The sequence below is a fragment of the Paenibacillus agri genome, assembly GCF_013359945.1.
GTDB classification, from domain to species: domain Bacteria; phylum Bacillota; class Bacilli; order Paenibacillales; family Paenibacillaceae; genus Paenibacillus_AQ; species Paenibacillus_AQ agri.
This window is the reverse complement of sequence record NZ_JABWCS010000170.1, coordinates 1-12,064: the sequence shown is the minus strand read 5'-3', so window position 1 is coordinate 12,064 and position 12,064 is coordinate 1. Positions and strand designations below refer to the sequence as shown.

Here is a 12,064-nt window from a genome sequence, read left to right as displayed (position 1 = left end):
ATAACCGGTGAAACTGGTGCTACGGGTGCAACCGGGGCTACTGGTGCAACGGGTGCACAAGGAGATCCAGGAGCTACTGGAGCCACCGGAGCCACAGGAGTGACCGGAGCGACAGGTGACATAGGAGCGACGGGTGCGACAGGAGCAAAAGGTGAGGCAGGAGCTATTGGAGTTACAGGTCCCACAGGAGCCACTGGAGAACGAGGAGCCACCGGCGCAACGGGTGTGACGGGAGCAACAGGAGCCACCGGAGAGCCGGGAACGTCAGGAGTAACGGGCGACACTGGTCCGACCGGGACTACAGGGCCAGGTTTTCCCTCGTCATTCGGGTCACTATATGGCACTTCTAATAACTTCATTCCACTGGAATCAGGCATAGTTGATTTTATTTCAGCCGGTCCCACCGAGGGAATGATCTCAGATCCTATTAGTAACAGTATAACCGTACTTACTCCTGGGATATATGAGGTTTTGTTTTCTGTAATGATATCTAATGCAAATATGCCAAGTGGTAACTTTATTGATTTTAGTATAACTATAAATTCCGTATATTTTTTCGATTCCCGTTTAATTTTTTTCAATGAAAACCCTCTTCAAGTGTCACTTCATGGTTCCAGCACAAGGTTAATGTCTTTGAGTGCTATGGACACTATTCAGTTAAGAAGTAATACGTTATCTCCTGGTACTTCGTTTTATTTAAACCCTACTTTAATCTTGACTCGGGTGGGTTAACAATCATAATTGTCTTTTTTTATTCTGCCCAGTTTACTTTGGACTATATCATATATAGAAAATAACCCGCTCGCAAGTGCTGGCGGGTTATTTTATGTATGCTTTGAATTCAAACTGCTTCCGCCGACCACTTTAGGTTGATGGGGTATTTGTTATCACACTCTTATGCCAAAACCACCCTAAACTCAAACTCACTTCTCATGTAATATGTATCAGCAATCTTAACGCTAAATGGACTCCATTTCTGGACTGGACCCTCACAATCAATTATGCAGCCAGCCAGATCGACACGATGGTCAATTATAGACACTTTGGATTGTACCAAAGCTGCCGTTAGTAATTCTGCATCTGTCTTTAAGACTTTGTATACATTACTCAACACCATCACTCCTGGTATAAAAGACTATCTTATCCTCTCACCACTTACTACATGCCAATGTAAATGTTTTGTATCTTGATATTCTCCTAAATTTGTAATTATCTTAGATGCCCCTGTTTCATCAACCATTATAGCCGCAACTTTCTTTATTACACGCAGTATTTCTAACAGCAGTTGTTCAGTATTTCCTGCTTCATCAGAGATTAATGAGGAGATATGAGACTTTGGAATTACCACTATATGATGCTCATAAAAAGGTCTAGTATGATGAAAAGCAAGAACGGATTCGGTTTCAAAAACCGTGCTTACTGGAGTTCTTTCGTTTAGAACCTCATTGCAATAAAAGTCTTGGTTCATATGTACCTCCATTAAATATGAGTACCCACCACTAAGGCAGGAAATCGATGCTTTCGATAAGCCAAGTATATTCCATTTGGAACATTATGTATATAAATTCTATCAATGGTAAGGGGAACTTTACTTATGAGGATCAAATCAAAATCTAATGCTGCGGAGTCCAGCGTTTGCGGAGTTTATCGTCTAAATCCCATATTTAATTCTATTAATCCATATATTAGCATTTTACGCTTTACATTTGGATATAATTTCTATACTATTGAATTATATCCCAATTATAGAAATGGAGAGTAGATTATATGAAGAAGAAATTACTTGCTGGGTTATTAGCTGTATCTGCTTGTTTCGCTATAAGTTCTACATCCTTTGCTGCAGAAGTAACCACTTCAACGACTATTGCCCCTGCAGTAGAAGCATCCGAAATTTCTACACAAGATTGGCATCAAGTTGTTCTTGAAATGCAAGTTGGCGAGACTATGTGGGTATCTGGGTCTAATTTCTGGTTCCTCTATACTAATGGGGGTATCGAAGTGGGGCAGGATGGAAAAATCACAGCCTTATACCCTGGTGCTAGTACAGTAGTAGCCGACTTGGGAAACGATTATACATTATACTATACAATTCTAGTGAAATAGATTTTATGAATTGAATCAAACATAATACGAGGCGACCTTGAGAAAATAAGACCCTACCGAATTGGTAGGGTCTTATTATTTTATGTATACTCTAAATTCAAATCGATCCCTGAAGTACCGGCTCCCTGCGATCTTAATTCTCTCTGGGGAATATTCCTCGACAATACCACCATAGTCCATAAGGTGGCCTACTAGGTCCCGATCCTGGAGAAACCATACGGAAACCATAGATTGGGACAGGGCGGCCGTCAGGAAGTCTGTATCGCTTACAAGGACTTTGTATGTATTATCCATTTTATTAAAAGAACGCCACCTCAAGCTATTATTACATGATTTATTGTGACAACATATTCATTAAATCACTGGAATCTATAAAGGGTTTTATCGAATAAAAGAGAATAAGTGAAATGCCTAGGTTTGTTTTAACTGCAAATACGCATGAAGAGGGTTTTTATTAAATATATAAATGGAGGTTATTATGAGGATTTCTTCAAACACAGTCAGAATGAATAGTGAGAGTATAAAACAATCAATTGGAGCAACATACTTTCCAGGATTTGATGAAATGAAAATTATTGTTGAAGACTTCGCAGGAATGGCATTACGCAGAAAAGATCATTGGTATTCGTTCATAGATTTACAGATTCAGTTAATCCATGCAATGGTTACTGAACTTAGAACTTTAAAGAGTATAAAAAACTTGTCTAAAGAAAATGACGCCAATAAATCCATTGAACATTATGAAACTACAACAAGAACAATATTAAATGCTTTAACCCGAGTTGCTGATGGTATAGCATATCGTTTTTTAGATTACAACTATTCACTTTATACAATGCTTCAGGCAAACAAATCTTCTGTGCACGCTTTGTTAGAAGAAGGTTTTTTTGAAGGGTTAGAATTAGCGACGTTATTAAATGATAGAAAAGGACCTGGCACCCAAGTCCTTATTACTGACCTCAACTCAGTTACAAATATTGGTGACGTAATTATTAAAACAGCAGATAATTTCGAAATATTAGAAGTGAAAAAAGGGAACAGTAGAGGCGCCAGAATAAGCAGGCAAAAAGAACGAATGAAATCGCTTGTCGACTTCTTTAATGATGAATTCGGCCAAGTTAATGGGAAACCAGTCAACTTATTAAAACTGCCTTGCAGATCTCATAAATTGAACATTTTAGAAGAATTACTAATCGAATCGGAGACCAACGGGACAGCAATGAGAGTCATAAACGATTTTCTGTGTATCGGTTGTGTTGATAATGAATTTTTAAGTAGTAATGGAAAAATCGATGAAATTAACACTCTTTTCAAATCAATGAAGGAGTGGGAGGGCGACGATTTATCGATAACCATGTCTTCTTTAGAATTTAGACAAAAGTCCGGCATCACTGTGCCGTTAACTGTATATCCAATTGAAACGAGACTAATAGTAGATATTTTAATGGGTTCAAAATTTTACGTGAGCTCTTTGAATATTGATAAACTTGAGCAATACATCATTAATAAAGGCTTACATGTCCTAAACACTATCAAAGAGGGTGTGTCATTTGAAAAAATTATAGAGCATGATTTCCCGATATTTGTATTAGTAGATAAAGATGATTCGAGTAAAAACTCCACATTTCCTATAGACTTTATTCTATCTATTATGTTGGAATTAATTGATGTCGATAATTATTTAGATATGATGGAAATTTCAACTTCTAATAATGGAACACACCATTGGATACCATTTTACGAAAATGAAGAGTCAATATGGAGATAACCCTCTCTCATTAATTTATTTCATCATATTTATTATCTTATCCATAACTTCATAATAGAATGTTTTCTCTTAAGGAAACGAAAAATGCCCACCAGCCGAAGCCAGTGGGCATAATGTTATTCCTTAGGCAGTACAGTCGCCTTGTATTTTAGATATGCATCTTCAACAGCCGCCCGGATCTCGAGCGTACTTACCTTAATATTCTTCTTCTGCAATTGCTCTTCAGCATACTTCAGCGCTTCCTGCAGCTTCTCCTCTCCGCCAAGGTTCTTGAATACCGTCTGAGCATAAGCAAACCCCTCCGTGGCGATTTTATGAAGCATTTCTCGCTGCTGAATGCTCAACTTCCCATCCAACCAGGCCTGCAGGCGAGACTTGAGCAGAGCAATAACTCCCAACGCTGCCGTTGCCAAAGCGCCGACGATTGCCAATACGATAGTGGTGATATAAGGTTGAGCCTGGTCAATTATAGTTTGCATGATATCCTCTCCTATTCTTTTGGCATTCCTGCAGCAGCCCGCAGATGATTCGCCGTATTATTGAAATAAGCCATAGCCGTCTTATCGTCCTTTTGCTTGGCCGCAAACCATCCAGGTGAGAGCCAACGGAAGACTAACTCCTGAACATTACTCTTCGGCAACTGAGTGAACGGCGCCGTCGATCCTGGCTGCAACGGGATGCATGCTGCCAACCGGAGGTTATTCGCCAGATTGTGCAGGTGTGTTGTTGCCACTTGATCCCCAGCCTTTCGAGCCACAAACCACGCCGGAGATACGTAATCATCAATGAGCGCCTGTGCGACATTCGCCGGCAATTGTACAGTAGTAGGTGGCGTGATCGCCGCTGGCTGCTCCTTGATCTCCGCAACGACATCATACAGCAGATCCTTTAGTGTCTTCCCTACTGTTGCCAACGCCTGGTCAACATCCCTCTTGCGCGCTGGGTCCAACTGCTTGTGACTGGGAATGTGTGTTAGAGGATTCAGCCCCCACTTGTCGCAGCAATAGGCCAAATACCAGACAAAGCGCTTGTACGCTTCGGCAAAGATGATCTTGCCGCCGTAGCACAACTCCACACCCAGCGCGATGTCATTGGCGTCGCCACCAAATAACTTGTTATCGGTAGTCACGCTATAGAGAACATGCCAAGCCTTTTCCGCCGGATCCGGACCGGTTCCAGTAGGGATGATCTCAAGGATTTTTGTATCATCGATGAAGGTCTGTGCAGAGGCAGAACGGTCCTTCAGATTCTGAAAGTAAGTGAAGTGGTTATTTGCTGTCGCCCCAGGATTCCCTGTATCGTGGGCAACTAAAAAGCCCGGCGTTCCCGAAGTTAATCGGGTACCGGGCCGAACATTTTGACGTTTGTTAATATAGCGCCGTTCAATCGGGTATTTGTCTTTAATCACTTAATTTCCTCCCATTCTGATGGCCACCACAATAGCCCCTATAATCACTGTAATGATTGCTCCGCCGACAGTCCTCCAAATCCAGCGCTGGGCATCCTCAATGCGGTCAAGCCGATGATGTGCTGATTTGGTAGACTGCATTGCTTCCCGCGCCAAATCCCGGGTGGCTTCAATCGTGCTGGTCAATGTCGGCACGGCTTCCAGCGTCTTCTCGATCCGCGCCAGTTGAATCTGTATTTCCACCAATTTATCCTCAGTAGCCACGGTACCGCCTCCTCCTGACATCAACTTCCCCCCTTTCTATCTCCCTAAATAGCCTCCGAAATTTGGAGGGCATAAAAAAAGCACGCTCCATGTTGGGCTTGCTAGTTCGCTGCTTCTTCTGTTTTAGTTTCTGTTGCTTCTGCCAGCGGCTCTTTGTCTTTTTGAAGATTGGCCAGCGCTTCGCAGACCTTCACATCAATCGCCTCAAGGATCTCTTTATGCCGACTGGGGTGGTGGTTTAGAACGATAGAAATAATGTCTACCACCTCTTGCACCGGCTGGGTGAGATCAATGGATACTCCAATACTAGTGATTTTCAGAGGAATCACCTCCTTTCGTGCAAAATAAAAGGACCCAAATGGGTCCTTCACATGATAATTAAATTTCAAAAATAAAAGTTGATCCGCCTGCTTCTTTATACAAATCCAGCATATTCAGCATGGCTTTCTTTTGCTTGTCCGTTACGGTCATGTCGTATTGCCGATTCTCTCCTTCGAAACGGATTATCGCTTTATTGGAGTTTGCTATCTTTAGTACCTTGTCATAAATATCTTTTATTATTGTGACATCATAATATTCCCAAACATCACCTGATCCATTATCCCGCTTAATCTCAGAATATCCAGGTATAATTTCAAATACTTCTCCATCAGCGTTGATAACGAATTTTTCGATGAATAGCCATCTGTCCCCTGAATATTGAATTCTGAAACGTGGATTTGTTACACCGCTATCTTTAGTCCGGGAGAAGTAAACATACACATCATTTGAATTGGAGTACTTCGATGAAGAAGGATCAAAGTAAAAATCACTTTCCCGAACCTCATCCTTTTCAACTCGAAGCTTAGATAGTATCTTATCTACTTCTTCTGGACTCTTAGTAGCAATTGGGGAAACGGTTGGATAGGGAGTTGCTGTTGGCTCTGCTGTGGGTTTATTCACGGCATACAACTCACGGGTCCACTCAAGTACCTCTGCAGTTTGCGGATCGTCAGGGAAAATACCCGACATCTTATCACTTATCGATCGGATCCCTTCATAGTCTCCAGAAGTATACTTTTCCTTTGCATCGTCATATAAACTATTAATGTCAATGGGTGCCACTTCGGCAGATGCTTGTACTTCCGAGGTAGAGATCTCATTATTTCCGGAACAAGCCGAAAGGACGACTGCAAGCATAAGCGCAGCAGCCGTGAGCATAATTCTTTCTTTCAATGTTGCGACCTCCTGAATATAGTAATATTCCAAGTATATCCAAGAGATAGGTGACATGGTAGGACAATTTTAAGAATTCACTGATGTACTGTCGATTTAGATGTTTTATTTCTGCACTTCAGCAAGTTTAGCATTCAGCTCGACAAGTTCCTTCTCTTTGTCCACTATAATCTTCTGCTTCACTTTGATCATTTCATCAAACTTTGTTAGAACATCATTTTGTTTCTGTTCAGTTGAATATTCGGGATACTTTTTGACTGTTTCTTTAGAATTTTCCAAGTCTTTGATAGCCTCTTGAGCACTTGCGATCTCACTTTCAGCGGCTCGTATCTTATATTCAAGATACTCCTTTGATTGGTATTTATCAGTATTTACCTCCTTTGTATCGGAGACCACTGTATTATTACCACTCATAATGATCTTCTTCCCCTCCACGCTTAAAACTGCTCCAGTGGCTTCTGCGACAGCACGAACCGGAGCGTATGCAGATCCGTTGATAATGACCGCATCAGCCACCTTGGTTCCACTCTTTTCAATTGAGAATAACCCCTGTACTTTCTGGCCAATTAGGCTCGACGAATCTGCGAACGCAGATACCCCAGCGAACAGAAAAACACCGACAATAATCCCAGATACAAACTTTTTCAAATTAACAGCTCCTTTGCTGGATTTGTATCTTTATTATCGGTGCTCATAGATAAATTTTACAATACTACGAAACAGAGAATGTGCCTCCGCCGCTGTTTGCGTTTGCTGGATTACCATGATTATGGTTAGGAATAGTTACTGAATGAGAATGACCAATACTAGCCTTTCCAGCTAGCGCTGACCAAATAGAATCAAGTTCTGCCCTCAATCCACTGACATATTCCAGTTTAAATCCAGAAGCGCTATACGCCGCAGCGAAATTCAACTGGCCTTGAAAAAAAATCGTGTTGGTCAAAGCAGATAGAAACAAGTCCGAGTTTCCTGAAGATCTTACTTCAAACAAACCATCTCCACCGTTTATTAACCCGCTAAGTTCACCGTTGGATTGGTCGAAGGTAATCGCACTCATGTTATGCCCAGAAGAAGCATAGATACCGATCCGCCGGGATCCACTAGAATCGAATGTTCTCCATCCGGTCTCATCTACTTCGAATCTGGCTCCTGTTACAGATGTTCGAATCTTAGCCCCAGTAATTGTCCCCGCAACAATATCGGAATATTCCATTTTACTTGCCTCGATCAAACCTGTTAGCGTGATGGACCGAGCCACCACATCCCCGTTCATGTAGACCCGGAAGGGCGCTGAATGGAAGTCCGAACGCCCCGCAGCAATCCCGTTCAGATTGATCTGAGTAACGTTCTCTCCCTCGCCGATCTTCATCTGTACAAAGTTACCCAGAATTCCAACGACAGCCGGAGCAGACACCCCATTAGCCGTAATCGCGGTCATGGCCGTGGCTCCACCGTCTCGAGTAACTATGATCCCATTAGAAGTCATAATGACCTGATCAAGTGCATTGACCGTACTCTGCAGCACTATCCCCCGCCCATCATACTTGATCTCTGTTTTAGAAGCATTGATGTCGATAACGGCCTGTTTTGCAAACTCTTCAAAGGCTGAAGCTCTCACACGCCCACCAGACAGAAGATCATTTAAGATCTGCTTACTACGCTCTAGGTCGGCCAGTACCTGAGTATCATCCCGCATCATGTGGTTAGAGAGCGTGGCCTGAGAGTGCTTATCCATGGCAAACGGATACTCCGTCAGCTCCAAAACCCGGCAACTAACGCGCTGCAGCTCCATGTCTGGATCATAGGCATAAACCGTGTCTCCCAGACCAGGCTGCTGTTCATCTGGATCAATCTTGTGTATGTCCGCTGCGCTGACGCCGATCTCGAACTCAGGCATTTCCTTCTTACGTAGTGCCTCCCGGGTGGCAATCAGCAACTCCTTGGGATCCTCGATGTTCTGATCAATCAACTCGCCATCGTAAAAGACGTTCACGTTGTTGGTCCAGTATTGGGCATATGGCGAGATCAGGTAATTGACGGCCAGCTTGTTGTCCACGATGGCACCGGGAACAGACTCCAGCAGGCTGCGCTCCTCCGCTGTCAGGTAGTCGGCAGAAAGACCAATGAATGTCCGGCCGTCCTTCATCTGGCTGAATAGCCGAGTTGTCAGGTTCGAAGCATCATCCTTGAAACTATCGCTAATGATGTTCTTACCAAGGCGGTATTGAAAGCCGTCATCTTTGCCGATCCGTTTATAAAGGTGAATTACAGTGTTGTCCGGCTCGATCTCGCAGCCATACAGATTAATGACATCATTAAGCCCAGCAAGCGCAGTTGTCCTGCCCCAATCTTTAACATCCCGAAGGGCAAACACATCATGGAGCACGAAGGTATACACGCCGCCTGTAGCAGCTGTAATCCGGTCCAAGAGCGTTGTGATATGGACGCCATAGGCCTCATCGATATATTGGTTATACGGAATCTTGAAGTCGATCATCTTGAACATGATGTGTGTACAGATAACCTGGGCGCTGATTACTTTGCTGTTGCGGTCCCGGCCACGACTCTGGACGACATAAAATTGGCCACGTTCGTCTTGAACGTAGCCTTTAGGAATGATCTTTTCTTTGTAATCTGCACTGGTCATCGGGACCATGAAGGATATCTCGTAGTCGCTGTTGATCCGACGACGGCGCTGGACATCGGTGGATGCGACCAGTAGTCCGGTAGGCGATCGATTGCGGTCGAAGGATTTGAGGTGCTGCATGGCGATGGCTCCTTTCAATGTATAAAAAAAGACACTTCAGAATCAAAGTGTCTCTTAGAATGTTATTTATGATAGAAATCTGTCCAAGCATTTAGAGCATTCATGATACGCTCTTCAAGAGAGCTCTGGTGCTTAACAGGAGCCTCATGCCACTTAGCTCCCTCAGCTTCCCAATGAAGTTTAACTTTGTCATTATAAATATCTATGTGCACCTTATCGACACTGAACTTCCCTACATTTTTACCGAATCTCAATTTATTAATTGAAGAAGTTGGATTTGGATTTGCAGGATAGTTGTCATATTGGCTAACATAATAGTACATTTTAGAGAGGTTCTCACTTTCAATAATTCTATCAATTATCGATGGCATATCTTCAATCTCGCTAAAATCAAGTTCTAACTGAAGTTCTAATTTCCTGATAAGATTTAACGCTTGTCTTCTTTCAGTAGCGTTGATTGAATCGTAACCACTTTTAGTATCGGCTTGATTTCTGAGAATAGATACTAACCCCTTTGGAGCATACTGGCCAGGGAATGAACTGTAGTCATCTTTTAACACCGTAGATATCTGGCCAAGAACCACCTCTTGATACTTTGTCAAAACAGTTACCCCTTCCTCAAATTCACTCTGTGTAGAGTGAACTGATCCCAACTGATTTATATCCTTCTTGTTCATGCTTCTATCCCCTCACCTATTTTTTGGAAACACATATATTACGTAGCTGAAGGAATAGGGTTACACACTTTTCGGGAATATTCTATATATATATGGATAAGGTAGAGTAACTCATTGCACAGTATGGACTTTCACCAATAAAAATAGCGCTCCTGATGAGCGCTATTTTAAGTTATTCAATTTCTAAAATCACCTTATCATCGAGTACGAAGATAGATATGTTATCATCCTCTACACAGCCACCTTCGCACGATATTACTACAACTTTCATGGGATCGACATTTTGTAGATGATCGATTAATTCCTTCACATTCACATTTCTCACCTCAAATTTCAAGCGTAAACTGGAATGCCTACTATATAGGGCGCCAGGCCTTCTGGATATCTTCGAAAGGATTTCTCGTAATTAATTTTAAATGTTGGATCATCCTTAATATTAGAATACCAGCTTGATGCTGAAGTTATCATCAGATCACAAAATATTCTTAAGTCTATATTGAGCACACCATCGATTACATTATTGTGAAATACTCCACTCATAGCAGTAGGTTCAATGAATAGAATCTTTTTGAATCTAGATTTTTCATGTTCGGTTGTCCCTTGATGTAAAAAAGCACAACGGAAGTAATAGCAATCAGATCCACTCAGTTTTGTTTTCCCAGCCATATTTCCGTCAAACCAAGCTTGGTATTTTGCTCCGCTCGCCTTTCCATCCTGAGACTCTAAGGCTGCGCAAATGTCTGGGATGCACAGAGTCATATTTAATGCTAACTGGTATACGCCCGCATCCAATCCTTTCCTTATCCCATTAAACATATCTTCCATAAGTAGGTTCCCTCCCAGATTAGTTTCAAATCAATAATTCGCTGGGAGGATTGGGAATCCTTTATTTAGTGAACAGTATGGTCCAACTGACTAACCTTGTGTATACTTGTTTCCTATATCAAAAATATGCCAGGAATCCGTGTCACCGTTAGCGTAGTCGTAATAAAATTCTTGATGGGTCGCCTTCACCACATTATTAACAATGTAGGCATCGTTGTCTTGGTCATGAACCTTTGATAACGAATTTGGCCGGAACCCATAGGTCACACCGCTTATTTTGCATTGCTCGACCCGCAAACTGCGGTATCCGTTGCCAGCTGCCGTGCTGTCCTGATTGTGGAAGAACACGCCGCTGGCCCCGAATACGCCGTTACTGATCATCTCGCAGTACTTCAGCACGATGTGCTGATACGGATATAGACCGATGCCGATAGGCGTTCCAGCCGCAGTAGGATTTGTGAGAGAGCCATGATGGATCATCCGCACATTCTCGATGGTGAGCGTCCATTTCCCCGTAGCCTTGTCCGCATGTATCGGGTACTTTGCGTCAGTCGTTTCCACCGTCAAATTTTTGATGGTGCATTCCGACTCGGCGAAGATCGTACTCAGATTTACCCATTCTGAGTACACTCCGGTAAAAGAGATAATCGTTTTATACTTGTCTTCGCCGATGATGTCAACGTAAGGTTTTGTTCGAAATGTATCGGTGTAAGTCCCCTTTTTCACATATATTTCATAACGTTTGTCTTCACTTGCATCTGTAATAGAAGCAAGTGCTGTTGAAATCGAGGCGTATTGTCCTCCGCTCGGTGCCACTATAATGCGAACCTTGGCGTTAATAGTTGGATCGGTGAGGCCAGTGATAGAATCGGCGGGTATTTTATTACCAAACGTTTCAAAAGACGAAGATGTGATGCCCACTTCAAGCTGAGTAAAAGGAACGTCTTCGTTTTTCATTGAAATTCTAACGAAAGCAGCATTCAACGGAGTCGTGAAGGTTTTGGCTGGAATCATGCTAATAAATACTTTGTTAGAGT

Annotated in this window: 14 protein-coding genes; 3 read left to right on the top strand and 11 right to left on the bottom strand. The window is 42.5% G+C overall.

Going from position 1 to position 12,064, the window contains the following annotated elements; genetic code table 11:
• The coding region (locus tag HPT30_RS30310; RefSeq protein WP_175369703.1) for a collagen-like triple helix repeat-containing protein at positions 1-732 on the top strand (732 nt) is incomplete at its 5' end.
• A gap of 403 nt (positions 733-1,135) precedes the next feature.
• On the opposite strand, the gene HPT30_RS01045 is transcribed toward HPT30_RS30310, so the two are convergent.
• Positions 1,136-1,468, bottom strand: a complete 333-nt coding sequence (locus HPT30_RS01045; RefSeq protein ID WP_175369702.1) for an HIT family protein — start codon at positions 1,466-1,468, stop codon at positions 1,136-1,138.
• Between the two features lie 299 nt (positions 1,469-1,767).
• Between HPT30_RS01045 and HPT30_RS01040 the strand changes: the two genes are divergently transcribed.
• Together HPT30_RS01040 and HPT30_RS01035 are read left to right on the top strand one after the other, a co-directional pair.
• Positions 1,768-2,103 (top strand): hypothetical protein, encoded by a 336-nt coding sequence (locus HPT30_RS01040; protein ID WP_175369701.1) that lies wholly within the window; start codon positions 1,768-1,770, stop codon positions 2,101-2,103.
• 478 nt (positions 2,104-2,581) lie between these two features.
• Complete coding sequence (locus HPT30_RS01035) at positions 2,582-3,871, top strand: hypothetical protein (RefSeq protein WP_175369700.1); 1,290 nt, start codon at positions 2,582-2,584, stop codon at positions 3,869-3,871.
• Between the two features lie 116 nt (positions 3,872-3,987).
• Here the strand turns inward: HPT30_RS01035 and HPT30_RS01030 are convergent, their stop codons facing one another.
• From HPT30_RS01030 to HPT30_RS00985, 10 genes are all read right to left on the bottom strand, one after another.
• A complete protein-coding gene (locus HPT30_RS01030; RefSeq protein WP_175369699.1) occupies positions 3,988-4,350 on the bottom strand; it encodes a phage holin, LLH family in 363 nt (120 codons plus the stop codon).
• A gap of 11 nt (positions 4,351-4,361) precedes the next feature.
• Entirely contained in the window at positions 4,362-5,279 is a 918-nt protein-coding gene (locus tag HPT30_RS01025; RefSeq protein ID WP_175369698.1) for a peptidoglycan recognition protein family protein, read from the bottom strand.
• Positions 5,280-5,564 (bottom strand): hemolysin XhlA family protein, encoded by a 285-nt coding sequence (locus HPT30_RS01020; RefSeq protein WP_175369697.1) that lies wholly within the window; start codon positions 5,562-5,564, stop codon positions 5,280-5,282.
• An 80-nt stretch (positions 5,565-5,644) separates the two neighbouring features.
• Positions 5,645-5,932 (bottom strand): hypothetical protein, encoded by a 288-nt coding sequence (locus HPT30_RS01015; RefSeq protein ID WP_175369696.1) that lies wholly within the window; start codon positions 5,930-5,932, stop codon positions 5,645-5,647.
• Positions 5,922-6,758 (bottom strand): outer membrane protein assembly factor BamD, encoded by an 837-nt coding sequence (locus HPT30_RS01010; RefSeq protein WP_175369695.1) that lies wholly within the window; start codon positions 6,756-6,758, stop codon positions 5,922-5,924. The genes HPT30_RS01015 and HPT30_RS01010 overlap by 11 nt, the downstream gene beginning before the upstream one ends.
• Positions 6,759-6,863: 105 nt before the next feature.
• Complete coding sequence (locus HPT30_RS01005; RefSeq protein WP_175369694.1) at positions 6,864-7,406, bottom strand: hypothetical protein; 543 nt, start codon at positions 7,404-7,406, stop codon at positions 6,864-6,866.
• Positions 7,407-7,470: 64 nt separating this feature from the next.
• A complete protein-coding gene (locus tag HPT30_RS01000) occupies positions 7,471-9,525 on the bottom strand; it encodes a phage tail protein (protein ID WP_175369693.1) in 2,055 nt (684 codons plus the stop codon).
• Positions 9,526-9,587: 62 nt separating this feature from the next.
• On the bottom strand, positions 9,588-10,202 hold the full coding sequence (locus HPT30_RS00995) for a hypothetical protein (RefSeq protein ID WP_175369692.1): 615 nt from the start codon (positions 10,200-10,202) through the stop codon (positions 9,588-9,590).
• Positions 10,203-10,535: 333 nt separating this feature from the next.
• Positions 10,536-11,027 carry a hypothetical protein gene (locus HPT30_RS00990; RefSeq protein WP_175369691.1) on the bottom strand — a complete coding sequence of 164 codons (492 nt, stop codon included), beginning with the start codon at positions 11,025-11,027 and terminating at the stop codon, positions 10,536-10,538.
• A 90-nt stretch (positions 11,028-11,117) separates the two neighbouring features.
• Positions 11,118-12,064: pectinesterase (locus HPT30_RS00985; RefSeq protein WP_217622203.1), on the bottom strand; the 947-nt coding region annotated here is incomplete at its 5' end.

What these genes read in the sequence shown, in the direction of transcription:
- HPT30_RS01030 (WP_175369699.1), bottom strand. Translation starts at nt 4,350, where the DNA reads ATGCAAACTATAATTGACCAGGCTCAACCTTATATCACCACTATCGTA.
- HPT30_RS00995 (WP_175369692.1), bottom strand. Translation starts at nt 10,202, where the DNA reads ATGAACAAGAAGGATATAAATCAGTTGGGATCAGTTCACTCTACACAG.
- HPT30_RS01000 (WP_175369693.1), bottom strand. Translation starts at nt 9,525, where the DNA reads ATGCAGCACCTCAAATCCTTCGACCGCAATCGATCGCCTACCGGACTA.
- HPT30_RS01020 (WP_175369697.1), bottom strand. Translation starts at nt 5,564, where the DNA reads ATGTCAGGAGGAGGCGGTACCGTGGCTACTGAGGATAAATTGGTGGAA.
- HPT30_RS01035 (WP_175369700.1), top strand. Translation starts at nt 2,582, where the DNA reads ATGAGGATTTCTTCAAACACAGTCAGAATGAATAGTGAGAGTATAAAA.
- HPT30_RS01040 (WP_175369701.1), top strand. Translation starts at nt 1,768, where the DNA reads ATGAAGAAGAAATTACTTGCTGGGTTATTAGCTGTATCTGCTTGTTTC.
- HPT30_RS01045 (WP_175369702.1), bottom strand. Translation starts at nt 1,468, where the DNA reads ATGAACCAAGACTTTTATTGCAATGAGGTTCTAAACGAAAGAACTCCA.
- HPT30_RS00990 (WP_175369691.1), bottom strand. Translation starts at nt 11,027, where the DNA reads ATGGAAGATATGTTTAATGGGATAAGGAAAGGATTGGATGCGGGCGTA.